Annotated in this window: 18 protein-coding genes; 11 read left to right on the plus strand and 7 right to left on the minus strand. The window is 30.3% G+C overall.

Annotation, left to right across the window (positions count from 1 at the left end; translation table 11 throughout):
• Positions 1–37: 37 nt before the first annotated feature.
• Together BLS98_RS09695 and BLS98_RS09700 are read left to right on the plus strand one after the other, a co-directional pair.
• Entirely contained in the window at positions 38–412 is a 375-nt protein-coding gene (locus BLS98_RS09695; protein ID WP_089735969.1) for a hypothetical protein, read from the plus strand.
• A 26-nt stretch (positions 413–438) separates the two neighbouring features.
• On the plus strand, positions 439–1,140 hold the full coding sequence (locus tag BLS98_RS09700) for a hypothetical protein (RefSeq protein ID WP_089735971.1): 702 nt from the start codon (positions 439–441) through the stop codon (positions 1,138–1,140).
• 738 nt (positions 1,141–1,878) lie between these two features.
• Here the strand turns inward: BLS98_RS09700 and BLS98_RS09715 are convergent.
• Positions 1,879–2,556 carry a hypothetical protein gene (locus tag BLS98_RS09715; RefSeq protein WP_089735977.1) on the minus strand — a complete coding sequence of 226 codons (678 nt, stop codon included), beginning with the start codon at positions 2,554–2,556 and terminating at the stop codon, positions 1,879–1,881.
• A gap of 137 nt (positions 2,557–2,693) precedes the next feature.
• On the opposite strand from BLS98_RS09715, the gene BLS98_RS09720 reads away from it, so the two are divergent.
• The 6 genes from BLS98_RS09720 to BLS98_RS23805 all read left to right on the plus strand — a co-directional run bounded on the left by BLS98_RS09720 (position 2,694) and on the right by BLS98_RS23805 (position 9,771).
• Positions 2,694–3,677 (plus strand): BT4734/BF3469 family protein, encoded by a 984-nt coding sequence (locus BLS98_RS09720; protein WP_167356202.1) that lies wholly within the window; start codon positions 2,694–2,696, stop codon positions 3,675–3,677.
• Positions 3,678–3,843: 166 nt separating this feature from the next.
• Positions 3,844–5,796 (plus strand): reverse transcriptase/maturase family protein, encoded by a 1,953-nt coding sequence (locus tag BLS98_RS09725; protein ID WP_089735981.1) that lies wholly within the window; start codon positions 3,844–3,846, stop codon positions 5,794–5,796.
• 100 nt (positions 5,797–5,896) lie between these two features.
• Positions 5,897–6,595: an HNH endonuclease gene (locus BLS98_RS09730; protein WP_089735983.1), complete on the plus strand. Its 699-nt coding sequence runs from the start codon at positions 5,897–5,899 to the stop codon at positions 6,593–6,595.
• Between the two features lie 484 nt (positions 6,596–7,079).
• Positions 7,080–8,108: a helix-turn-helix domain-containing protein gene (locus BLS98_RS09735; RefSeq protein ID WP_089735985.1), complete on the plus strand. Its 1,029-nt coding sequence runs from the start codon at positions 7,080–7,082 to the stop codon at positions 8,106–8,108.
• Positions 8,109–8,220: 112 nt separating this feature from the next.
• The gene (locus tag BLS98_RS09740) at positions 8,221–9,336 is read left to right on the plus strand and encodes a nuclear transport factor 2 family protein (RefSeq protein WP_089735987.1); all 1,116 of its coding nucleotides are present in this window, start codon (positions 8,221–8,223) and stop codon (positions 9,334–9,336) included.
• 261 nt (positions 9,337–9,597) lie between these two features.
• A complete protein-coding gene (locus BLS98_RS23805; protein ID WP_428140907.1) occupies positions 9,598–9,771 on the plus strand; it encodes a bacteriocin-like protein in 174 nt (57 codons plus the stop codon).
• Positions 9,772–9,924: 153 nt separating this feature from the next.
• Here BLS98_RS23805 and BLS98_RS09745 read toward each other — a convergent pair whose 3' ends face one another.
• The 4 genes from BLS98_RS09745 to BLS98_RS09760 form a co-directional block, all read right to left on the minus strand.
• Positions 9,925–10,767, minus strand: coding sequence for a M12 family metallopeptidase (locus BLS98_RS09745; protein WP_089735989.1), 843 nt, complete (start codon positions 10,765–10,767; stop codon positions 9,925–9,927).
• A gap of 525 nt (positions 10,768–11,292) precedes the next feature.
• Positions 11,293–11,931, minus strand: coding sequence for a response regulator transcription factor (locus tag BLS98_RS09750; protein ID WP_089735991.1), 639 nt, complete (start codon positions 11,929–11,931; stop codon positions 11,293–11,295).
• Positions 11,924–14,911 carry a ligand-binding sensor domain-containing protein gene (locus tag BLS98_RS09755; RefSeq protein WP_089735993.1) on the minus strand — a complete coding sequence of 996 codons (2,988 nt, stop codon included), beginning with the start codon at positions 14,909–14,911 and terminating at the stop codon, positions 11,924–11,926. The genes BLS98_RS09750 and BLS98_RS09755 overlap by 8 nt, the downstream gene beginning before the upstream one ends.
• Positions 14,912–15,301: 390 nt before the next feature.
• Positions 15,302–15,715: a lipocalin-like domain-containing protein gene (locus BLS98_RS09760; protein ID WP_089735995.1), complete on the minus strand. Its 414-nt coding sequence runs from the start codon at positions 15,713–15,715 to the stop codon at positions 15,302–15,304.
• Between the two features lie 489 nt (positions 15,716–16,204).
• Here BLS98_RS09760 and BLS98_RS09765 point away from each other — a divergent pair, with 489 nt between their 5' ends.
• The 3 genes from BLS98_RS09765 to BLS98_RS09775 all read left to right on the plus strand — a co-directional run bounded on the left by BLS98_RS09765 (position 16,205) and on the right by BLS98_RS09775 (position 19,977).
• The gene (locus tag BLS98_RS09765) at positions 16,205–17,728 is read left to right on the plus strand and encodes a catalase (RefSeq protein WP_181575085.1); all 1,524 of its coding nucleotides are present in this window, start codon (positions 16,205–16,207) and stop codon (positions 17,726–17,728) included.
• A 5-nt stretch (positions 17,729–17,733) separates the two neighbouring features.
• Positions 17,734–18,237 carry an ankyrin repeat domain-containing protein gene (locus BLS98_RS09770; RefSeq protein ID WP_089735999.1) on the plus strand — a complete coding sequence of 168 codons (504 nt, stop codon included), beginning with the start codon at positions 17,734–17,736 and terminating at the stop codon, positions 18,235–18,237.
• Between the two features lie 603 nt (positions 18,238–18,840).
• Positions 18,841–19,977: a hypothetical protein gene (locus tag BLS98_RS09775; RefSeq protein ID WP_089736001.1), complete on the plus strand. Its 1,137-nt coding sequence runs from the start codon at positions 18,841–18,843 to the stop codon at positions 19,975–19,977.
• Between the two features lie 114 nt (positions 19,978–20,091).
• On the opposite strand, the gene BLS98_RS09780 is transcribed toward BLS98_RS09775, so the two are convergent.
• Both BLS98_RS09780 and BLS98_RS09785 read right to left on the minus strand, forming a co-directional pair.
• A complete protein-coding gene (locus BLS98_RS09780) occupies positions 20,092–20,730 on the minus strand; it encodes a response regulator (protein WP_089736003.1) in 639 nt (212 codons plus the stop codon).
• Positions 20,723–23,710, minus strand: a complete 2,988-nt coding sequence (locus BLS98_RS09785) for a ligand-binding sensor domain-containing protein (RefSeq protein WP_089736006.1) — start codon at positions 23,708–23,710, stop codon at positions 20,723–20,725. The genes BLS98_RS09780 and BLS98_RS09785 overlap by 8 nt, the downstream gene beginning before the upstream one ends.
• Positions 23,711–23,732: the final 22 nt, after the last annotated feature.

Raw genomic sequence — 23,732 nt, forward strand, 5'->3', positions numbered from 1 at the left:
ATAAAGAAGAGTGATCCTTATCGAATAAAAATCTAGCATGAACAACATCGAAAAATTATTAAACTCTTTGATGGAGCAAGCAGAATTATTTCTAAAAGAAAATGGTGAGTTTGCTCTTTTTGGTACATACGTTAGAGCAAATGGCGATTTGACTTACATTGGTGCTTATTCTGAAACAATTGATTCAAACGAAATGTATGATCTACTAATACAAGGAGTAAGAGAAGATCTAAAGGACGAAGATATCCCAGCTACTGCTATTGCCTGGAATGGTACAGTTGATGGAAAAGATGTTATTGTTACAGAAGTATTTCTTTCTTTAGATGGTAATTACCAAAGTATTCACCCATATACAATTGAAAATGGAACAGTGATTTTTGGTGATGAAATTAAACCCCGTATTAACCAATAATAAATTAATTTTATAAAAAAAAGAAAATGACAGAAAATATTGAGAAAATATCAAAAATTATTCCCTTTTTTTCTATACTAATTTTATTTAGTAGTATAATTAGAAACTTTATTTTTTATCAATATTTTGGCATTAATATAAATGAATATATTGGATTATCAGAATTCACATTGTTATTTATTAATGATTTAGCATTTTATTTAATATCTGTTTTATCTTTTCTAATTTATTTACCTTTTATATATATCAAAGATTATTTTAGAAAAAAATATGGTGAAGAAATTCTTAGATTTACAAATACGAAAAAAATTGCGAAGACTGTAATGGTTTTAGCAGTAATAAACTCTATTCTAATATTTATCATTGATTTCCCTTTAGATATTCAGTTATATTTTTTACAAACGTTTATAATAGCTTTTTTTGCTTCATTATTACTTTGGCTGGATAAAAGCATTGAATTTTCTAAAAAATATAGTTTAATATTCATTTCTTCTTTACTAATAATATTTCCAATACTAAAAGCATTTACTGATATTAATAATATTAAAAATGAAAAGCCTTATAATGAGATTATTTTTAACTATAATAACAAACAAATTCAATCAAATAGATCTTTTTTATTTTTAGGCAAAACCAATGAATACTTATTTTTATATAATAAATCTACTAAGTATACCGAAGTATTTAAAATGTCAGAAATTAGCAATCTGAAAATAAAAAAAATATAGGGATCGCTTTTATAGCAATCCCTTTTAATATTAGACTTTTAAGCCACTTTCAGGCACTCATCCGTATACACATAACTCACCTCCAGAATAGCTTAAAAATAGCTCCTATACCATATATTCCAGAACTGGAAACCAACTTTGTGTAGTACAGAAAGAATCGTGTATCGTCCAAAGTGGCATATCAGGATTTGTTTTTGCAATCTGTTTTGTAATAGTATCAATCACACAATCCGATTCAACATGTTGCAAAAGTCTAGGAGACAGCTTGAACGATCCTTGCTCATCTATAGTAACCTTAAAGATCTCAATATCCTCATACAACAAAGGAAAATGAGTTTGAATATTAGATATTCCTTTGAAGGTTTTTTGAAATTTAGCAAACCTATAAATAATTAGCTCATATTGTATACTTGTAAAAAAGTATAAAATGATTTTAGAAATTAATAACAACAGGGTTATTTATAAAGCTCATGTAACTAAGGAAAAAGATTTTTACATTTTCAGACTCTTAAGATGTGATGGGTTTAGAGATTATTATGAACCGTATAATTTTGGTCGTTTCACCTGTTCACTACAATGCAGGCTAAAATATTACAAAGATTTTAAGGATCGCATTTTTAATAATGATAATTCACCAAGAGTGTTTAAAACAATTACAAAAATGTAAATAAAATTAACCTTGACTTAATTCGGTCAAGGTTTTTTTACAATATCAAAGTATCGACTACTTCATTAATCTTATTCAGTATATTCTTCCAAGTAGATATTTTGTAGCGCTCTTATTAATCTATTTTGATTTCTTATATATTGTTGAACAAAATCTTTTATAATAAATATATCAGCCATAATCACCATATATGCAACCATAAATAAAGCTAATAAAAGACTTATGGCTCCTGCTTTAAAATCCTGTATATCTTTTGCAAAATCTAAAAACTTGGATAAAAAAGCACCTGTAACAATTGATATATAAATTATAATAGTTTGAACTGTGATTGTGTAAGAGTATTTTTTTTGTTGATTAGGAAGTATATCTATCAGAAAAAGCAGACTATCTTTCTTAACCAAGGTATTTCCTAACAATTCCTTTAATTCTACTTTTTGGATTTCTAAAAATGATTTGTAATTAAAATCATTATCTTGATTCAAAGCATAGCTATAATTTTTTCTCAGAATAATTTTAATTTTATTATTTCTAAATTTCAATAATTTAACCAATAGGTAGGTCATAATAGCCATAGATACAATTGTCCAAATATACATTTTGAATGCTAAAAAGATAAACGCTCCTATTGCAGGAATCAATTGTGGAATAATAATTATGAGCCACCATTCAAACTTAAATTTCTTATAAATTAGATTGTAAATAGAAATCTTGGCATTGTACTTAATAATTTCTTCTGTGTAATATTTCATAATAAATAATTTAAATAAATATAATGATTGTCTGATATTAGATATATTTGACAATACAATTTGAATATTGTAAATGATAATTTTATTATTCAATCTTAATTATTATCTTGGCATTTCTAAAGAGAAAATTAGTAATGATGAAAGATTTACAGATTAGTTATCTAAGTAATCTTAGAAATTCAAATTCGACTGTTATAACTTTACATGATATTTTTGAAGAAATTAAAAGTGATAAAGCTAGGTTATTTACTCTTGAATTAAATGATTTATATAAATCTGGAAGTGAGCTATATTCAATTAAGAAAAAGAATCTTCCTGTGGTCACCTTTTGTGCTTTATTTAAAGAGAATAATAGGAAGAAAGAAGGAATTATTAAATATAACAATATATTAGTAATTGATATTGATAAACTAGATACTCAAACGATTGAATCTATCAAAGAAATTTTAGATAATGATAATTTTATAATTGCTAATTGGGTTTCCCCATCGGGAGCAGGATTAAAAGGGATTATTAAACTGAAATTTAATGATGTTCAATTAAATAATGAAAATATAGACTTTCATCATAAAAGAGCATTTAAAAAAGTTTCTGCTTATTTTTTAGAAAAATATAATATTGAGCTTGATAAAAGTGGCAGTGATTATACTAGACTATGCTTCATCTCATGTGACGAAAATATCACCATAAAAAATTCATATTTTGAGTTTGAAATTAATCAAGATGAATATCTAGAATTAATAAGTCAATCTGCATCAAGGATAAAGATAAACATTAATAAAAATTTAGGTGCAACAAATAAGTTCGCATTACATAATGCTATTGGAAAAAATTCTCCATCTAATAAGAGAGAAATACTAAAAATCATCAATTATCTTAAAAGAGAAAAAAGGTCTATAACTCATTCCTATGATGAATGGTTAAGAGTGGCATTTGGAATATCAAATACATTTACCTTTGATTTAGCAAGAAAATACTTTATTGAATTGAGTAAGTTGGATGAAATGAAATTTAATGAGTCGGAATGTTTAATATTATTACAGGATTGCTATTATAATTCAAAAGAAACTATTAACTTTAGCACTATAGTTCATTTAGCAAAAGAAAAAGGTTACAAATAATAGCTAATAGAGAGTACCTAGACAGCGGCTAAATTTTATTTAGCAGGTTGTTAGTGTTGACACTGTAATCAATATTGAAATTAAGTGGCAGGAAATTCAAAGACAATGTTCAGTATTTATCTTTTTAATTCAGGGACTCTCTATTGCTTATAAAAAAACTATAATCGTGTTACAAACTTATTTTTCTGAAGAAGAAATATTAACTCTCATTTGTAAAATTAGAGCTAAAATAGCTAAACAAAGAAGTAAAAAACACTTGATTCACCTTCTTTCATCAGATAACAGAACCAATTATCATCTAAACCACAAGAAAAATCAAGATAAAACTGATGAAGATTTAGATTTATTAAATTCTATTTTGCCACCACGCAGAAAATGGAAAACACTTAAAAAGAAAAGACGTTATATTACTAATTATCAAAAGATAGATAGTATAAAAAACAATGCTGATTCTTTATTTGAAACCATCCGTTATTATAAGGAAAAACATCCTAATGAATTATTTATAATAAACCTTAATAAGTTCGTAAAAGATATTCAGGACTCAATTTTAAATACTAATTTTTGTTTTACATCTCCAAAAATAATTCCTCTTTCCAAAAAAGATCAATCAAAATGCCGTCCAATTGCCCTTTATAATTTAAAGGATAGAATAATAATAAGTTTAACTAATAAATATTTATCAGAATATTTTGATGAGCATTTTTTTCCAGAGTCACATGCATTCCGACCAAAAAGAATTTATAAAGGAAAAAAAGTGGTTACATCTCATCATCACGCAATGGATTCTATATTAAAATACAAATCAGATTATAAGGGGAAAAAACTGTATGTTAGTGAATGTGATATTAGTAAGTTTTACGATTCAGTGAACCATACAATTGTAAAAGAGTGTTTTAAAAAACTAATTTCGCAAAGTAATCTAGTTATTGATTCCAACGCTAAAAGGATTTTTTATAAATATTTAGAATCATATTCCTTTGTTCACAATGTTAAAATTTACAACCATAAAAAATACTCTGATTATTGGCAACAGTATAAGATTGATAATGGTTATTTTGGATGGATTGATGATGATTTGAAAGACCTGAAATATTATAAAAGCGTCAATCATAATAGAGTTGGAGTACCACAAGGCGGAGCAATATCAGGACTTATTGCAAATATGGTATTACATTTTGCAGATTTAGAATTATTAAAGAAGAAAGACAGCAAACTACATTATGTAAGATTTTGTGATGATATGGTAATTATTCATCCCAATAAAAAACAATGTGAGGATTACTATCAAGTCTATAATGAAAGTCTAAAGAAACTTAAATTAGTTCCTCATCTACCTTTGAACTTCAATTTTAATAATAAACAAATTTTAAAGGAGTTTTGGTCTGAAGATACAAAATCGAAAAGCCCATACAGATGGTCAGGTTCATTTCGTAATTCAACAAAATGGATTGGATTTGTAGGATATGAGGTTTCTTTTAATAATGAGATTAGAGTTAGAAAAAGATCATTAAAGAAAGAAAAATTAAAGCAACAAAACCTTATAGATTTAACATTAAGAAGCCTAAAAAAAGGACAAAGAAAATCTAAAGATACTATAATAGAATCTGTATGTAATAGATTGGTTGGGATGTCTGTTGGTAGAGTTAACATAAAAAACTACGCTTATATAGAAAATGATTTTTGCTGGGCAAAAGGTTTCAATCGGTTATCAAAAAACAATCATATTGCTAGACAATTAAAGAATTTAGATAGATGTAGAAATAAACAAATTGCTCGTTTGAAAAAGGAATTGTCAAATGCAAATAATAAAAAAGATGTATTCATTCCTAAGTTTTTATTTAGTTGCATTCCTAAAGTATCCATTTTTGATTCAATAATAATTCGAGATGAATTGGTTTCGCTCAAAGTATTATCATCTAAGTTCAAGCTAACATCTTCAATGTATAATAAAATCAATGAGACTGATTTTAAGTTACAACTAAGTAATAAGTATATTAATAAAGAGAGGATTATACTAAAAACCCTAATATCTTATAAAAATAAGGAAAGAAATGTAAATTACTATGGAAAACCTTTTAGCTATTATTTCCATTTATTGGAAAAACAATATAGTTAAATAAAAAATAAAAAATACGACACCTTTTGACGCATTACTTTTATATGTTTGGAAGGAATATCTAAGAATCAGATTTAAAAAGTAATAGCATTGAATAATTATGAAGAATAAATACAATAGTAAAATTTGGAAAGAATTTCGTGATGACATTATTGAATCTGATGGTTATAAGTGTGCTATATGTGGTAGGAACTCATTTGAAGTTATTCTTCAGGTTCATCATAAAAAATATGTAAAAGGTAGAATGTTATGGGAATATGCTTCCGAAGAATGTATCACTTTATGTAAAGGTTGCCACGCGATGGAACATGGGAAAATAAAACCTAATTTTGGATGGGAATACAGTGGTGAAGAAGATTTAGAAGATCTAATTGGAGAATGTGAAAATTGTGGAAGTAATATCAGATATATTTTTCATATTTATCATGAAAAATGGGGGGCATTGCAAGTTGGGACACTTTGTTGTGATAATTTAACTGATAGTAGAGAAGCGTCAAATCACCTCGAATCATTAAGAAGATTTGAAAGTCGAAAAAAAAACTTTATTAATTCTGTGAAATGGAAAAGTTCTGGAGCCATGCAGTCAATTAAGAAGAATCTATTTGAAATCATAATAGAGGGAGTAGATGATTATTTTAGTCTTAAAATTCATAATATTAAGAGTAAAAAACATTATGCAACAATAGAATGTGCAAAGTCTTCAGCATTTGAAGTAATTGAAAATGGTAAATTCATAGATTATTGTATAAAACATGACATAGCCTTACCTGGTAAGGTCAAAATTAGATTATCACATTAACTGATTTATAATTTAAAATTCGATTTTAAAAGACCGAAAATCAGGATTGAAGTTTTTGGTTGGAAGATTACAATAATGAAAGAACTCATACAGGAAAACATTGTTATGGCAAAACTCCTATGCAGACGTTTTTAGATACTAAAAATTATAAATAGGAAAAAAGAGAAATTGTTGGAAACTACACCGCTGCGCAAAGTCTCCAGACTTTGAGCCTAAAGAAAGTTATACCAATTATAAACAAGAAAAATCAACTCTGATTTCATGCAAGGTTGGCTAATGATGTTTTTTGGAGAATGCTCTACAAAATTTATTTCTGCAAATGAAAATCAGCCATTATTCAACCGGAAAGCAACAACGGGAAAAAGTTTTTGCTAAATTTGGAATATCGGTTTCATAAAGAAGTTTTGTGGTGAAAATCTAATGACATTATGGATTTAAAATCGATAACTGCTAATAATTCCAAAAGAAAACATATTTTCAACGAATGAATATTGACAATCAAATATTATTTTTTTTAAGCGCTATAGGTGTTTTTAATAGTGTTATTTTGGGGTTCTATTTTTTATTCTTCAAGAGAAATAAAGAGATATCAGATTTATTTTTGGGGCTTTTGTTGCTAGCTTTAAGTACGAGGATCGGAAAATCTGTATTTTATAATTTTAATCCTCAGTTGTCAAAAACATATTTGCAAATAGGTTTGTCGGCTTGTTTTTTTATTGGTCCGCTATTGTATTTTTTTGTTAGGTCAATACTGCAAAATCTTAATTATTCTTTTGCAAAATATAGTCTCATTTTTCTCATGATAGCGATAAGCGTTTTTGGTTTTCTTCTTCCATACAAGGAAAACCCTGAGCTATGGAGACGAATAATTTATTATTTTATAAATACTCAATGGTTTATTTTTATTGTATTATCCATTTATGAGGCCAGACAAATTTTTAGGAAGCTGGTAACCTATCGCAACCAAATTAGCTATCAAGAAACTTGGGTATTATCAGTTATTGGTGGTGTTTTTGCCATTTGGCTTTCCTATTCTTTATCCAGATATACCTCCTATATTTCCGGAGCCTTGACTTTTTCCTTCAGTTTTTACATTTCTTTCCTTTTGATTTATTATGCAAAAAACAAAACGTTAATTTCGGTCATTAGTAAAGAAAAATACATCAACAAAATAGATGAAAAGTTGGTAAAGGAGATTCAGGAAAAAATTAATATACTTTTTGAAACAAAGAAAATCTATACTAATCCTGATCTCACCTTATCCATTTTAGCAAAAGAATTAAGTATTCGCCCTCAATTGCTATCACAATTTATTAATGCTAATTTGAATAAAAGTTTTACTCAATTCATCAATGAATATCGAATTGATGAAGCAAAACGACTTTTAAAAGAAAGTACTCAGTTGAAAATAGATGCTGTGGGTTTTGAATCCAGGTTTAATTCAAGCAGTACATTCTATAGTTCATTTAAAAAAATTACAGGAACTACGCCTTCAAATTATCAAAAAACGTAATTTTTACTCCTAAAATATACATTCGTACTTCATGATGATAAACTTGGAATGATTTAAAAGGGAAGCAATATATTTTTGCGAAACGTTTTTAAATCATTAAAATCCAACGTTTATGGAAAAAATCTTTTTCGCAATTTTATGTGTATTCTTATCAAATGGATGCTTTGCACAATCGGAACAATCTCTCATTGAGAATTGTATTCAAAACTATATTAATGGTACATCTTATAATGAACCTGATAATATAAGTAAGGCTTTTTATGCCGAAGCCAATCTTTTTCTAAGCCACAAAGAAAAACCTTTATGGATCGTTCCGGCTTCAGAATATGTCAACTGGTTTCAAAAAGGAAATAAAGGAGAATTTAACGGTCGTATCGGGAAAATTATCTCTATAGAATACTTTAATGATATTGCTATGGCAAAAGCAGAGATTCTTATTCCTGAAAGAAAGCAAGAATTTATGGATATGTTCTTGTTAAAGAAAATTCAGGGTGAATGGAAAATAATCAGTAAATCAGCAAGCAGCAAAACAAGCAATAAAAGCGGGGAAAAAATATTATTCATTGTTTCCAATGCTCATTATTATGGAAAATCTACAATTTCGACGGGAAATAGCTTTGCTGAAATTGTAAATGCTTACGATACTTTTGTCAATTCAGGGTATACTGTTGATTTTGTAAGTCCGAAAGGCGGTGATATTCCTTTGGCTTATATCAATACCTCTGATAGCTTGCAAAAGCAATATTTATATAATCAAGACTTTATGTACGCTATAAAATATACTTTGAACCCTAAACAAGTTGATTATAAAAATTACAAAGCAGTTCATTATATTGGAGGTGGAAGTGCGATGTATGATGTTCCTGAAAATTCAGATATTCAACGCATTTCGATGCAGATATATGAAGATAACAAGGGTATTATCTCTTCGGTATGTCATGGAACAGCAGGTATTGTTAACTTAAGAACTAAAAATGGCAAATTCTTAGTTCAGGGAAAGATAATAAGTGGCTATCCTGATTCTTTTGAAAAACAGGATGGTGAATATTTTAAACATTTTCCATTCTTAATTCAGAAGACCATAGAAGAAAGAGGAGGAACTTTTAAATTTTCAAAAGGAAATGTATCTCATGTTGAACAAGATGGTAGAATTATTACTGGACAAAATTTTCAATCCTCAAATGGTGTCGCTCTAAAAATTATTGAACTGATTGAGAAAAATAAGTAAGATAAAATTTCTCGTCGGTTAATACACATTCACGCTATTGCTTTGTTTTTGGAAATTTAAAATTTCGAAACAATGCTTGATCAGTGAAGATCTTAAAGTCAAATTGATAGAACTATAAAGAACGTAATAGAAAACGAGATCTTAATTAATCCAATGAAATATGTAATAAAATTTGATTAGCATTTTGTAATTAGTTTTATTTGGTTATATTTGGAAATAAGAACTATATGTTCTAAAAAACTAATATATTAATAAATAACTATGAAAAATTTAAAGAAAATCACAAGAGACAGTATGAAGTCAATCAAAGGGGCAGGTCCAACTTATTGTAGAGTTGGATATATCTATAGATGTGAGTCTATTTATGAATGCCATCCAGAGCAGGACATTTGGGACTGTGCTTGCGGATGTGTACCTGTAACGAAAATTGTGTAATTGATATCTTTTTATAAAGTACATAATTAAGCCTTCTCTTTGAGAGGGCTTTTTTATTATAATAACTGGAAAACTATTTTACTCAACTCTATATAAGCAAACAAAGTCTACCCTGATTGACAAGGTAGACTCCTATTGAGATAAGTGGATTTCTTATTTTGGATATACTGTTGCGATAAATTGTTTATCTGTGGGAGATAAAACTGTATTGCTTCCAACACTGAATCCATTTGTGGTTAGCGTTGAGCTGATGCTGTAGTGCATAATAGATTGTGTATCGTAAGCACTATATTGTGTTTGTGAAGTTGAATATTTTGCAAAAAGGTTATTGTCTACCTGAGCTTGAGTCCAGTAATTTGGAGCACCTGCATAATAAGCATATACTTTTGGCTTATCCCATGGAATAGCAGCTAAAGGATGTTGATGTTCATGGATCATTCCAAGGGCGTGACCGAATTCATGAATGACTGTTCTGCTGAATTCTGTATCACTTGTGGAGTCTGTAAACCAGCCGAAGTTCATGGTTTCTTTATTAGAGGCGATACTAAGAGCATCTTTTCCTATATATGAATAAGATCCGGCACCAGATGTAAATGTTACACGAATCTGTGGTGTTCCACTGGAAACAAAATTAAAAGTAATATTGGCATATTTGGACCATTCATTAGCGTATTGTATCACTTTGTTACGAACATAGGTACTACCTCCATAAAGGCCTACAGTGATAACACTACCATTTGTCCATTTTTTACTGGTAATAACAGCTCCCTTTGAGGCTGCTCCTGGAGCCTTATCCTCTCCTGGAAGATAAACATCTTTACACATTTGTGTTTTTTCGAAACCTGCAGGGATGTCTGATTGAGGAATGGCTAATAATCCTGAAAGTGATTGTTGGTCTTGTGGAGCTTTTTCTTCTATGCTGTCATTTGTAGTATTACATGATACCATAGCCATTGAAATTAATGATCCTAATAAGATCTTTTTGTGTAGTTCCATAACGTTGTTTTTTTATATTGATTAGTGGTTTTTTTGAACACAGAAAAAAAATAATCTATTCTGTGTGAATTAAAATTAAAATAAAAAACAATGTTCCTTCTTATTTTCTTTTGTAAATTAAGATTAGGCTATGTCTACACACATACTACATTTAATTTAATTGCCCTTCAATAAAGGGATTTCATAAATGTGAAATCATATAAGTTTAATTTTATGCTATTCTATATTAGTCTTGTATTATTGTAGATTAAACAAAATTTAGCATATGATGAATGTAAATATAGTTAAGTAAATTTCCTTTTATTAGTTTTTTTGTCTTAAAAAATCAAAAATTAGTAATTAAAGTGTAAGCGTTTTTTGTGCTTTTCAATTGGATTTTAAAGTGTAAATAAGCTAGATATTGATGAGCAACTCCTGATGATTTTTTATGATAAAGATTTTCATTTTATTATGTTAGAAAGATTGAAATATCACAAAGCTATTGGAGAAAAAAGGTTAATTATATTGCTATCATCCTATATAATGTTATTTAAATTTATGGGTCTGATTTTTATCTCCCAATCTCACAAGATCAACTGTATTTTTTATATTCAGTTTTTTATAAACCCTTGCCTTGTAAGTGCTCACGGTTGATAGGTGAAGGTTGAGCTCATTTGAAATCTCGATATTGCCATACCCTTTCACCAGTAAGTCGAATATTTCTTTTTCTCTTTCAGATAATATTTCAAGCGGGTTGATAGGAGTGTCTTTTTTAGCCGAAGAAACCAGTCTTTTTACGATATCCTGGGAATAATAGGTTCCTGTTTCAAATATCTGTTCTACTGCTTCCAGAATATTATTTTCATCAGATAATTTATTAATGTACCCGTCTGCTCCTTCAATAATGTATTGTACCGCAATATCATTATCATACACTGAGAATACTAAAATTTTAAGGTTAGGCTGTATTGCTTTTAACTCACCAATCATGCTCAAATACTTACTTTCCGGCATATTGATATCTAGAATTAATAAATCAAAATGCTCAGCATATAGCTGCTCAGTGAGGTCTGTATAAGATTCTGCGCAGGAAATCTTTACATCTTTGTAATGTGACTCCAGAATAAGTGTGGTTCCTAATCTTACTACAAAATGATCATCTGCAATAATGATTTTTCTATCCATATTTTTGTTTTTTTATTTTGATTGAAACAATTGTTCCCCTAGGTATATTGTTTTTAAATTCTATTTTCCCGTTAATCATCATGAGTAACTGAAGGATAAGGTGTAGCCCTAAGCTGTATTTCTGTAAAACCAGTTTTTCATTTTCAATATTGTTCTGCAGTTTTTCATAATATTTCATTTGTTCCTGGCTCATGCCTTTTCCTGTATCTCTTACTTCCAGGAAAAAGATATGTTCATCTTCAATGGTAGACAGTTCTATGATCCCATTGGTGGTGTTTTTTATAGCATTGTCTATTAAGTTATGGATAATGACAGCAATAACATTCTGGTTAATATTTGATTCAGTAGGGTCTTTCACATTATTGATAATACGGGTGTTCTGTTCCCTGGCTGCAACCTCGAAAAGAGTACTTTTATTTTCAATGACCTCAAAAAGATTATAGACTTCATTTTTTTTAGGAATATTATAAATTTCGGCATACTCTTTTAAGGTTTTAACGAAATTGTAGAATTCTATAGAAGATTTGTAAAAGCTTTCAAAATGCTTTTTTTGTATATAATGATCATGTTCATCGGTTTCGTATAATTTCTTGGCAGTGATTGATAAGAACTTTACTGGAGTGATAATGTCATGGCTTATAGTCTCTAATAGTTTTTTCTGCTGTACACTCTCTTTTCGTAACTGTTCTTTAGTATATTCAAGTTTTGAAACGGTTTTTGATAATTTCTGAGTTCTTATTTCAATGATTTTTTCAAGTTCCTTCTTTTTCAGTTGCTGCCTTCTCATTCTCAATCTTATCAGTTTTAATGTTATAAGAGAGAGACATAAAACAAAGAAAAACTTAACGATGAATATTTGATAGAATAGATGTTGTACATTGATGTTGAGTGTTCTATAAATATAATTTCCCTTTGGAGATGTTAATACCCTTACCAAAAGCTGATACTGGCCCGGCTCTAGGTTCGATATATAATATTTACCATCCTTGTTTACTTTTTCCCATTTTTCATTGTTAGAGCCTTTCAATTTAGCTTCAATAATAAGGTTGGCCCTATTGGCGTAATAAGGTATGTCTATTAAAATCAAAGCTTTATAGAAATCATTTTCAAGATTGATTGTATTCCCTTTTATATTGCTTTTGGGATCGTAGAATACAACTCTTTCCATAAAGAAGTTTTTGGGATAATAACTTCGTATTTTTTGCGGATTAAAAAATACCATTCCTTTCATAGAAGGCAAAACGAAATCTCTATTCGGAAGAATGGAGGAACTGGGAGAACATCCTCCATTAAATTCATTGGTATTAAACCCGTCTTCTTTACTGTATCTATAATAATACACTGGAGATTTTTGATCTTTAGAATAACTGAGCAGGTTATTTTTCAGTACTTTAAATAGCCCATTATTCGTGCTGATCCAGAAAAATCCTTTTTGATCTTCCAGAATGGTATGGGAGAATAGGAGATATCCATCTTTGTCTTCAGGCATTTTGATGAGCTGGCCATTTTTATAGAGAAAAAAGCCGCTTCCCTGGGTCATGATCCAAAAATTTCCATCACTTGTTTTTACAATCTCTCTAATATTTAGAGGCCTGGCAGATATTTTTCTGAGTTTGTAGGAAGGTGCTTCTATGATATATAAAGCATCCCTTGTTCCTACCATCCATTTATTATGACCATATTCATGTAAAGTAGTTACAATATTGGGGATAGCAAACTGTAAAATAGGGGTGGTGAAGCTGTCGTCTTTGTAGAAAACAAGTTGGGATCTTAATGAAGGGTCATGAAAAACAATAATATAATGACCATTAAGATTCCAAGCATAAGAGGGGGTTTTTCTGAAATATAAATGTTCTTTTTTCGTGTAACCGGAGTTGCTGAAGAAACGAAGTAAAGACTGGTTATTTTGAACAATTATATTTCTATGATCGTCATATAATAGGAAATATTTGCTGGAAGTCTTGAAGTGATATTGTTTTACCAGTTTGTTGTCATCGTATACATCTCCCGAAGAAGTTATTACTTTGTCATTTTCGAAAGGCAGTATTGAATAGAAAATATTCTCATAAGACGTATTTGATTTATTAACCACATGAAAATTATTAAACTTGATGACATTCAACCCATCAGATAAAGTTCCCAGATATAGTTTGTTGTTTACTTCATCATGATAGATAGAGGAGAGCGAGTTTTTATTAAAATCATACTCTGCTATTTTTTTTATGCTAAGGGTGTTTTGTTCATAGAATATTTTATATAAGCTATGATCCCGGATAATAAAAGACTGATTGTTGATTTGGCTCCAATACACTGTCATATCTTTTTTGAAAAAAATCTCAGGGGCGTCCAGATACGTTATTTTTTCACCGTTAATTGTAATCACTTTTTTCAGTGCCTTAGAAATAATGAAAATGGTCTGGTCAAAACAGAAGGTTCCTAATATATAATCCTTACGAAGGTGCTTCAGGGTTTCAATTTTACGATCTTTGTATTGGATGGTGGCATCGTTCAGTAAATGATAGTAATTGTTTTTATCAAAATAGATAAAAAAGTCTTTACTATCAAGCTTCTCCAATATTCCGTTTTTTGTAAAAACTGAATGAGACTTACTTTCATACAACACTTTTTGTAAACAGTTTGACGGTTGGTTTAAGCTGCTGATATTCCTTTTAGAAATCAGTACCGTATTTTCATTATAAGCTGTTAAATTATAAATAGAATCTTTCTTTTTACTTCCAAAAAAAGAAGTAAATCTGTTATTTTTAAGGTTAAGATGGTTATAGGTAACAAAATTATATCCATCATAACGCACCAACCCGTTTTCTGTACTCAGCCAGATAAATCCGTAGTTGTCCTTAGTGATGTCTTTTACGCTGTTTTGGGGAAGTCCGTTATTCGTATCATACCATACAGCAGCTTGCTGACTATTAAAAAATTGTATGTTTATTAAAAATAAAAATAGAAGTGTTTTATAAAACATTTTTTAATGTTAGAAATGATAAATATGCTGATAATGTAATCGTTTAAAGTTAGTACTATCTGGCAGTTGACTGAAAAATCAGATATCGTTTTTAAACTACAGAAGATTAGATTTAAAATTACAGGTTATGTAGATTATGGAAGTTTTACTCCATCTTTTTTTGATCAGATTTAAGAGTGTAATATTTTGTAAATGTGATATTTAAGTATGTTAATTTTAGCCCTGTTAAATAAATGCGAAGTCTTTCGTTGTTACATAATTCTAGAGTGATTTTGAAAAGATCTTATTCTTATATTTTCTATTGCTATAAATACAGGAATAGCCTTACACAAATGAAGATTAGATGAATAGAAACAGATGTAAATAAGAACAAGAAATAGGTATCAAAATCTATTTCTCTTTATTATAAGTTTGTTCCATGCCAGAATTTCCTATTAAAGACGTAACTGTTAACTGGTTGTTATCAAGCTTTTTGATAAGTAAGGTGTCAATGTCATTTGACATATTTTGCACTCCTTCAGTATGATACCATAGATAAAGAGTATCATGAGAAACCCTCCATTGATCATACAGTAAAGTATGCATATTTAATGATGAAGCAACTCCATTGTCATGAAGTTCAAAACCCTGTTTCTCTTTTTCCTGTCCGGGAATCGGTTGTAGCCATTTTCCTCTAAGTTCAGTGGTTTTGGCATCGGTGTTTAAGGATAGGTCTGAATTTTCCCCTGAACTTTTATTTTGAGAAGATGGATTACATGCTGTCAAAATACCAAGGGCAATGAGTGAAATAATCTTTTGTTTCATACAATGAGTATATGAGTGTTTTTTTATTTTGAAGTATTCGTCTTTTTTTACATCATCAGGTAATTATATTTCAAAAAAGATAAGCCGCATAGACCTATCTTTAATAACTGCTGATGTTCGAAGTTTCTACTTTTTAGCAATTAAGTTAATATGAAATATTAATGCTGCTGATTTTCTTAAACGAAATTATTCGAGTGTTTTTTAGGGGATTGCCCAGTTTTTTTCGCCATGTTTTAATTCAGCAAAATTATGTAAATCCTTGGTAAAATAAATTATTAATACTGTAGTTATAAAACTACATGAAGCACAATTTTAATTGTCGGACTTCTTTTTGGATTTCTATTTTAGAATTTCTATTATATTAAAAATAGTAGATAATATCTATTGAATAAATTTTATTGATAGATTTAATAAATTATCTGAATTGAATTTATTGAGATGAAACCACGAAGTCATCTTTCTATATTTGCCCCACTATAAATAAAAATTATGAAAAAAAATGTGTTTTTAGCTGGGATTCTTATTACCTCTACGGTCTTTTCTCAACAACTTACGACGAACACCGGAAGTCCTGTGGGAGATAATCAAAACTCTAAAACGGTAGGGAATAACGGACCGGTTTTATTGGAAGATATTCATTTAATTGAAAAGTTAGCGGCTTTTGACAGGGAGAGAACTCCGGAAAGGGTAGTACACGCCAGAGGGGCTGGTGCTTTCGGAGAATTTGTTGCGGATGCTGATTTTTCAGACGTTACAATGGCAGATTTTCTATCCAAAGCAGGCAAAAAGACACCTTTGTTGGTGAGGTTTTCTACAGTAGTCCATCAGCAGGGGTCTCCGGAGACCTTTAGAGATCCACGAGGGTTTGCAGTTAAATTTTATACAGATCAGGGAAATTACGATTTGGTAGGAAATAATTTACCGGTGTTTTTCATTAGAGATGCAATTAAGTTTCCTGATATGGTACACGCATTTAAACCATCTCCGGTTACTAATAATGCTTCCGATAATAATCGTGTATTTGATTTTATGTCTAATATTCCCGAAGCTACTCATATGTTAACCTGGTTGTTTTCTGATTATGGGATTCCTGCCAATTACAGGGAAATGCAGGGCAATGGCGTGCATGCTTTTAAATGGGTGAATGCAAAAGGAGAAGTCACTTATGTGAAATATAAATGGATTCCAAAACAAGGTGAAAAGAATCTTACGCAGGAAGAAGCAGATAAAATTCAATCTATACAAATTGAGTATGCTACCAGAGATCTGTATAATTCTATCCAGAATAAAAACTTTCCAAAATGGGATTTATACGTACAGATGCTGAAAAAGGATGATTTTGAAAAACTTGATTTCAATCCGGTTGATGTAACCAAAGTATGGCCGGAATCTATTGCAAAGTCTGTTAAGGCTGGAACAATGACTCTTAACCAAAACCCAACAAATTATTTTCAACAGATAGAACAGGCTGCTTTTTCGCCAGGGACTCTTGTTCCAGGAATTGAGCCGTCAGAAGATAAGCTGTTGCAGGGAAGGCTTTTTTCTTATTTTGATACCCAGAGACACAGAATTGGAGGAAATTTCCAACAGCTACCCGTTAATGCTGCAAAAGCTGATGTAATGACCTATAACCAAAACGGCTACATGTCTATGAGAACTCAGACTGGGGAAGTGAACTATCAGCCTTCAGTGGCTAGGCCTGAAGTTACTGAAAATAAAAAGTTCAAATATTCTCAAACTGTTTTTCCTGCAGGTACATCAACAGTACAGGAGAAAATAGATAAGGAAAATAATTTTAAACAGGCCGGAGAGCTTTACAGGTCTTTCTCTAAAAAAGATCAGGATAATCTGATTAAAAATCTTGGAACTGCTCTGAGTGGTGTGGAGAATAAGAAAGTAGTAGCTAAAATGATCTCTTACTTCTATCAGGCAGATGCTAACTATGGAAAAAGATTGGCCCAATATATTAAAATGGACCGTCAGCAACTGGAATCTTTATTATCTTCAAAATAAGAATAATGAAATATTTCATCTCTGCCATTATGATACTTTTGGCAATCTGCAAAACGAATGCACAAGACATTTTTTCTAATGCAAAGACTGGAAATGTAGAAGAAATTTCTAAGTTTAAAAAAGAAATTAACGCTAAGAATGCTGAAGGTTATACTCCTCTTATTCTGGCTGTATACCATAATCATTATACCGCAACCAAATGGCTGCTTGAAAATGGAGCTCAGCCTGATCTGCAGGATCAAAGCGGTAATACTGCATTAATGGGGGCAACATTTAAAGGGTACAAAGAAATGATCTCATTATTAATTTCCTATAAAGCGAATATGAATATGAAGAATTATAATGAGGCCACCGCTCTTATTTATGCAGCTGTTTTCAGCAAAACAGACATCATCAAACTGCTCTTAGAAAATGGAGCAGATAAGAATGCGAAGGATAACAGAGGAAATACAGCCTTGAAACATGCTCAGATGCAAAATAATGAAGAAGCTGTAAAGTTGCTTCAATGATGATTAATCGTCAATAATAAGTTGGTTATTTACTAATTTTAAATACATAATCCCTCTTTTCGATTTGATAAGAGGGATTTTTTGTGATAGAGCTTCCCTCCACGTATATGGGAGATGAAATACTATTATCATAGTTATTTTTTTCTATCAGCAACAATTCTTTTTGTAATTTTTAAACTACATCAGCAGGACAAAATACTATAAGGGTGACGGTTTGTTTTTACATGTATAAATTTAATTTTTACATTTCATATTCTAAATTTGTACCGTTAAAAGTTAATTAATTCAATACGTAAGAAATAGAAGAATTATCTAGCCGGCAATGATGAAAATACAAATAAAAAAATATTATTTAAAATCCCCAGGTAGTAACAAAAAAATTCGATAGAACTATATTTTATATAAGACTGAATTTCCTTTTGATAAGGAATTCAATTCTACTTGTTAATTCTTAAACCGTATTTTCTATATTTTTCGTTTAGCCTCCTTCAGTAAGGAGAGTGTTTTTCCTTGCTTTATATCAACCGGTACAAGTGGGATCTGTGAGGCACATCTATTTACTCTTCTAATATTTTTCACTTTTAAAATACTAAAATTAAGGCAATGAGAAAAAATGTAACAACTTTATTAACAGCAATCTTTTTGGGTATGTCTGCAAGCATTTTTGCACAGACTGCAGGAGTTGGGATTGATACTACAACCCCAAATTCTACATTGGATGTTCATGGAAAACTTGGACCTACTGATATTGATGGGCTTCAGGCACCCAGACTTACCAGAGCACAGCTTTCTGCTAAAGGTAATACGCTTTATGGAACTAATCAGAAAGGAGCATTGGTATATATTACCGATATATCAGCAGGGGATAATGTAGGACCAAGACTTAATATTGACAGTATTGGGTATTATTATTTTGATGGTACAGTATGGCAAAAACTGATCTATAATAATATTTATAATGCAGACGGAACTCTTACCAGTACCCGAACTGTTACTCAAAATGGTAAAGATTTAAAATTTGTAAATCAGCAGACTACAACCATTAATAATAGCAGTGGCTTGGGAATTGTTCAGGATTCCGGTATAGGGACAAGAACTTCAATGGGGTTTTCTAATGGAGGAGCATATTCCTTATTTATATTTTGTGATACCAACTCTGCTGCACAGATTAAGGCTGCTGGAAACAGTACTTCTCTTTCTTTAGGAACGGCGAATACAGTTACTCCTACTGGAATTGATTTTACAACAACACCCAGTGCAGGTGCTTTAGGACAGGTGCAAATGAAGATGTCTCCAGCAGGGAATGTAACTACTATGAAGAATTTAGCTGTAGGATATACTACTGAGCCTACTTTCGGTTCTGAAAAATTAAGCGTGAACGGAAGTATCAAAACAGCTGCAGCTACTTATCCTGATTATGTTTTTGACCAGTATTTCGATGGTACATCAAGCATTAATTCAAACTATACGTTCTCCAGTATATATGATACGGAAAAGTTTATCCAGCAAAATAAACACTTACCGGGAGTAACTTCTATTAAGGAATTGGAAAAAACGGAAGATGGATATTCTTTTGACCTTACCAAATTGTCTACCCAAACTCTGGAAAAAGTAGAAGAATTGTATTTACATATTATAGAACAGCAAAAGCAGATTGATCTGCAAAAAAAACAAATTGATACGCTTCTTAAGATAACCGATCAATTACAGAAAAAGAATAAATCAAAAAGGTATAAATAACTTTACGATTCTTATAGAATACAGATGATTGAAAACGGAATATTTATTCCGTTTTTTTGTGTTTTAAAAGTTGAAAATATGGATAATGATGGGTCATTTTTTACACCGTTTTAATTAACTCTTCGGATATCCCTGATTTTTATCTGCCAGTCTCACAAGATCAACTGCGTTCTTAATGTTCAACTTTTTATAAACCCTTGCCTTGTAAGTGCTCACTGTTGAGAGGTGAAGATTGAGCTCGTTTGAGATTTCGATATTTCCATACCCTTTCACCAGTAAGTCGAATATTTCTTTCTCTCTTTCTGATAATATTTCAAGTGGATTAATCGGAGTATCTTTTTTCGCTGAAGAAACCAGTTTTTTTACGATATCCTGGGAATAATAGGTTCCTGTTTCAAATATCTGTTCTACCGCTTCCAGAATATTATTTTCATCAGATAATTTATTAATGTACCCGTCTGCTCCTTCAATGATGTATTGTACCGCAATATCATTGTCATACACTGAGAATACTAAAATTTTAAGACTGGGCTGTATTGTTTTTAGTTCTCCAATCATGCTCAAATACTTACTTTCCGGCATATTGATATCCAGAATTAATAAATCAAAATGCTCAGCATATAGCTGCTCGGTGAGGTCTGTATAAGATTCTGCGCAGGAAATCTTTACATCTTTGTAATGTGACTCCAGAATAAGTGTGGTTCCTAATCTTACTACAAAATGATCGTCTGCAATAATGATTTTTCTATCCATATTTTTGTTTTTTTATTTTAATGGAAACAATGGTTCCATTGGGAGTATTGTTTTTAAATTCTATTTTACCATTAATCATCATGAGCAGCTGGAGAATAAGATGTAGTCCCAAACTGTATTTTTGTAAAACCAGTTTTTCATTTTCTATATTATTCTGCAGTTTTTCATAATATTTCATTTGTTCCTGGCTCATACCTTTTCCTGTATCTCTTACTTCCAGGAAAAAGATATGTTCATCTTCAATGGTAGACAGTTCTATGATCCCATTGGTGGTATTTTTTATAGCATTATCTATTAAGTTATGGATAATGACTGCGATGACATTCTGGTTAATATTTGATTCAGTAGGGTCTTTTACGTTGTTGATAATACGGGTGTTCTGCTCTCTGGCTGCCACTTCAAACAGCGTTCTTTTATTGTCAATAATCTCAAAGAGATTATATACTTCATTCTTTTCAGAAATATTATAAATTTCGGCATACTCTTTTAAGGTTTTAACGAAATTGTAGAATTCTATAGAAGATTTGTAAAAGCTTTCAAAGTATTTTTTTTGGATATAATGATCATGTTCATTGGTTTCGTATAATTTCTTGGCAGTAATTGATAAGAACTTTACCGGGGTGATAATGTCATGACTAATGGTCTCTAGTAGTTTTTTCTGCTGTACACTCTCTTTTCGTAACTGTTCTTTGGTATATTCAAGTTTTGAAACGGTTTTTAATAATTTTTGAGTTCTTATTTCAATGATCTTTTCAAGCTCTTTCTTCTTCAATTCCTGTCTTCTGATTCTTAGTTTGAACAATTTTATTATTATGAATAATAGGACTAAGATGATTAAAGCTTTAAAAAGCAGTGTTTGATAGAACAGGTGCTTTACGTTGATATTGAGTGTTCTGTAAATATAGTTTCCTTTTGGAGATGTTAAGACTCTTACCAAAAGCTGATACTGGCCAGGTTTCAGGTTAGATATATAATATTTACCATCACTTTCTACCTTTTCCCATTTTTCATTATTAGAGCCTTTCAATTTGGCTTCAATAAGAAGGTTAGCCCTGTTGGCATAATAGGGCACATCTACTAAAATAAGGGCTTTATAAAAATTATTTTCAAGATTAATTGTATTCCCTTCTATACTGCTTTTGGGATCGTAGAATACAACTCTTTCCATAAAGAAGTTTTTGGGATAATAGCTTCTTACTTTTTCAGGATTAAAAAATACCATTCCTTTCATAGAAGGCAAAACGAAATCTCCATTCGGAAGGATAGACGAACTGGGAGAACAGCCTCCATTGAATTCATTGGTATTAAACCCATCTTCTTTGCTGTATCTGTAATAATATACCGGATGGCTTTTATCTTTGGAGTATTTGAGAAGATTCTTTTTCAGTACTTTGAATAACCCATTATTGGTGCTGATCCAGAAAAACCCCTTTTTATCCTCCAGTATGGTATGGGAGAATAGGAGGTACCCATCTTTGTCTTCAGGCATTTTGATGAGCTGGCCACTTTTGTAGAGAAAAAAGCCCTTTCCTTGGGTCATGATCCAAAAATTTCCATCATTTGTTTTTATAATCTCTCTAATATTTATAGACTTGGTAGATATTTTTCTGAGTTTGTAGGGTGGTGCTTCTATGATATATAGAGCATCTCTTGTTCCTACCATCCATTTATCATGGTCATATTCATGTACAGTGGTTACTATGTTGGGGATGGCAAACTGTAAAATAGGAGTGGTGAAGCTGTCGTCTTTGTAGAAAACAAGTTGGGATTTTAGTGAAGGGCCGTGAAAAACAATAATATAGTGACCATTGAGATTCCATGCATAAGAAGGCGTTTTTTTGAAATATAGCTGTTCTTTTTTCGTATAATCGCCATTTTTTAAGAAGCGAAGTAGAGTGTGGTTATTTTGAACAATTATATTTTTCTGATCATCATATAATAAAAAATATTTACTGGAAGTAGTAAAATGATATTGTTTTACCAGTTTGTTTTCATTGTATAGGTCTCCCGAAGAGCTAATTACTTTATCATTTTCAAAAGGAAGTATTGAATAAAAAATATTTTCATAAGATTTATCTGATGTGTTAGCAACATGGAAATTATTAAATTTTATAATATTCAACCCATCAGATAAAGTTCCCAGGTAGAGTTTATTGTTTGTCTCATCATGGTAAATGGAAGCTAGGGAATTCTCATTAAGATCATAATTTATTAATTTTGTTAAGCCAATGCCATTACCATGGTGCTGAAAGGAGACTCTATATAAAATATTATTATAAAAGACAAAACATTGATTATTAATTTGACTCCAATATATTTTAATATTATTTTGGAAGAAAATGTCTGGGGCATCTAAATAGCTAACTTTTCCTGATGAGATTTTGATAATCTTTTTCAATGTTTTTGAGACAATAAAAATATTTTGTCCCAAGCAAAATGTATTTGCTATATAATTGTCATGTATTGATATTATTTTTTTTCCATTATACTGTATTGTTCCATTCTTAAAAAAATGGTAGAAGTTGTTTTTATTAAAATAAAGAAAGAAATTTTTATAACCAATTTTTTCCGGGGTTTCATTTTTTATAAATAATTCATAGGATTGGCTTTCATCCAGTGCTTTCTTGGTGTAATTGGTCTGCTCATGTAAAATACTTACATTTCTTTTGGATAGTAGAACAATATTTTCAGCATAAGCTGTGAAATTATAAATAGAGTCCTTTTCTACACTTCCAAAAAAAGCCGAAAATCTGTTATTTTTAAGACTAAGTTGATTATAACTTACAAAATTATTTCCATCATAACGTACTAAACCATTTTCTGTACTCAGCCATATAAACCCATATTTATCTTTAACAATATCTTTTACACTGTTTTGTGGAAGCCCATTGTCTGTATCATACCATACAGAAGCTGATTGTTGGCTATAACAGAATTGTAACCAGACTAACAGAAGGAATTGAAATGATTTAAAATACATTGTTGTAGACTGTTGTGATTTT

The organism is Chryseobacterium jejuense (assembly GCF_900100075.1).
Classification (GTDB): Bacteria; Bacteroidota; Bacteroidia; order Flavobacteriales; family Weeksellaceae; genus Chryseobacterium; species Chryseobacterium jejuense.

Coding starts and splice junctions, on each gene's coding strand:
- BLS98_RS09720 (WP_167356202.1), top strand. CDS start 2,694: ATGAAAGATTTACAGATTAGTTATCTAAGTAATCTTAGAAATTCAAAT.
- BLS98_RS09745 (WP_089735989.1), bottom strand. CDS start 10,767: ATGGAACTACACAAAAAGATCTTATTAGGATCATTAATTTCAATGGCT.
- BLS98_RS09700 (WP_089735971.1), top strand. CDS start 439: ATGACAGAAAATATTGAGAAAATATCAAAAATTATTCCCTTTTTTTCT.
- BLS98_RS09735 (WP_089735985.1), top strand. CDS start 7,080: ATGAATATTGACAATCAAATATTATTTTTTTTAAGCGCTATAGGTGTT.
- BLS98_RS09755 (WP_089735993.1), bottom strand. CDS start 14,911: ATGTTTTATAAAACACTTCTATTTTTATTTTTAATAAACATACAATTT.
- BLS98_RS09715 (WP_089735977.1), bottom strand. CDS start 2,556: ATGAAATATTACACAGAAGAAATTATTAAGTACAATGCCAAGATTTCT.
- BLS98_RS09770 (WP_089735999.1), top strand. CDS start 17,734: ATGAAATATTTCATCTCTGCCATTATGATACTTTTGGCAATCTGCAAA.
- BLS98_RS23805 (WP_428140907.1), top strand. CDS start 9,598: ATGAAAAATTTAAAGAAAATCACAAGAGACAGTATGAAGTCAATCAAA.
- BLS98_RS09740 (WP_089735987.1), top strand. CDS start 8,221: ATGGAAAAAATCTTTTTCGCAATTTTATGTGTATTCTTATCAAATGGA.
- BLS98_RS09760 (WP_089735995.1), bottom strand. CDS start 15,715: ATGAAACAAAAGATTATTTCACTCATTGCCCTTGGTATTTTGACAGCA.
- BLS98_RS09785 (WP_089736006.1), bottom strand. CDS start 23,710: ATGTATTTTAAATCATTTCAATTCCTTCTGTTAGTCTGGTTACAATTC.
- BLS98_RS09775 (WP_089736001.1), top strand. CDS start 18,841: ATGAGAAAAAATGTAACAACTTTATTAACAGCAATCTTTTTGGGTATG.
- BLS98_RS09750 (WP_089735991.1), bottom strand. CDS start 11,931: ATGGATAGAAAAATCATTATTGCAGATGATCATTTTGTAGTAAGATTA.
- BLS98_RS09765 (WP_181575085.1), top strand. CDS start 16,205: ATGAAAAAAAATGTGTTTTTAGCTGGGATTCTTATTACCTCTACGGTC.
- BLS98_RS09695 (WP_089735969.1), top strand. CDS start 38: ATGAACAACATCGAAAAATTATTAAACTCTTTGATGGAGCAAGCAGAA.
- BLS98_RS09730 (WP_089735983.1), top strand. CDS start 5,897: ATGAAGAATAAATACAATAGTAAAATTTGGAAAGAATTTCGTGATGAC.
- BLS98_RS09780 (WP_089736003.1), bottom strand. CDS start 20,730: ATGGATAGAAAAATCATTATTGCAGACGATCATTTTGTAGTAAGATTA.